This window comes from Kitasatospora sp. NPDC056783 (assembly GCF_042789895.1).
Classification (GTDB): Bacteria; Actinomycetota; Actinomycetes; order Streptomycetales; family Streptomycetaceae; genus Kitasatospora.
Map to the genome: position 1 here is coordinate 1 of NZ_JBHUAF010000714.1, position 1,237 is coordinate 1,237.

Consider the following 1,237-nt stretch of genomic DNA (forward strand, 5'->3'; position numbering starts at 1 on the left):
GCGCCCCGAGGCCGCGACCGGGGATCCACATGGTCGAGAGCACACAGGCCACCACCACGAACAGCACCGCCAGCCCGGCCGCCACCACCAGGCCGACCAGCACCCGCCGGGCGGCCCGGTCGAGCCTCCAGGACCCGTCCCGGACCACGACGGCGGCCAGGGTAACGGTCCACAGCGCCGAGGTGATCGCGTACGCGATGTACGAGGGCGTGCTCTCGTGGTCGAAGTAGTAGCCGAATTCGGCCCCGCCCCACAGGAGGTACACGCCCAGACCGATCAGCACGTCCTGCCGGCGCCGCCGGGACACCCCGCGCATCCGGGTGAGCGGGACGAGCATCACCAGGACCGTCAGCGCGACGAACACGGCGAGCTGGGCGTCGATCATCCGGCCGTTGAAGGCCCGCAGCCAGTTCGCCAGGGCGGTGCCGGCGAACGGGTTGGGTTGGCCGAACACGGTGTGCCCGTAGAAGGAGAAGCCGGCCGGGGGCAGCCGCCACAGGGCCACGGCGCCGATCGCGAACCACCACCGCCGGCTCGGCAGCGTCCCGTCCGGCAGCCACAGCGGCAGCGCGTGCCACAGCGAGCCGCTGACGGTGAAGCCCACCGACACCAGGACCACCACGGCCCCGACCGCGCGCGGGTCGCCTCCCTCGACCCAGAGCGGCGTCTGGGCGGCGAGCGGGACGATCAACGCCGTCCCGTAGGCGAGCAACGCCCAGCCGAGCTGGTTGCCGGGCCGGTGGGCGTGCAGCAGCACCCCGCCGGCGACGGCGGCGAGGCCGTAGCCGAGCTTGGCCAGGTTGTGGGCGGGCACCGAGACCCCGGGCGCGCCCAGGTGGCTCACCACGTACCCGGCCCACAGGCCGCCCGCCGCCAGGCAGAGGAGCGCGACCAGTCCGGCCGCGGCCAGCTGCCGCTCCGCGTGGTCGGACCGCGGCCGCCACCAGCCTGTACGCGTGCTCTCCGCAGCCATGTCCGCCCTCTCCACGCCGGGCCCCTCCGGATGGTTGAAGTCTGCTCCACCCGTTGTCCCGGGCGCATGGGGCAGCGGCCCCGGCGCTCCTCGCGGCGGCCCCGGAGGCGCCCGCCGGGGCCGTCAGACCGGAGGCTGGGGGCGGGTCAGTCCGCGGTCGTAGGCGAAGATCACGGCCTGGACGCGGTCCCGGGCTCCGATCTTCGACAGCACCCGGCTGACGTGCGTCTTGACCGTCGACTCCGCCAGCACCAGGCGCTGGGC

At 74.6% G+C, this 1,237-nt stretch carries 1 protein-coding gene and 1 pseudogene; both read right to left on the bottom strand.

Annotated features, from left to right (window positions below; all coding sequences use genetic code 11):
- Positions 1-973, bottom strand: a pseudogene (locus tag ACFRMQ_RS40825) (hypothetical protein); the annotation flags it as partial.
- Positions 974-1,096: 123 nt separating this feature from the next.
- Positions 1,097-1,237: response regulator transcription factor (locus tag ACFRMQ_RS40830; RefSeq protein WP_380735995.1), on the bottom strand; the 141-nt coding region annotated here is incomplete at its 5' end.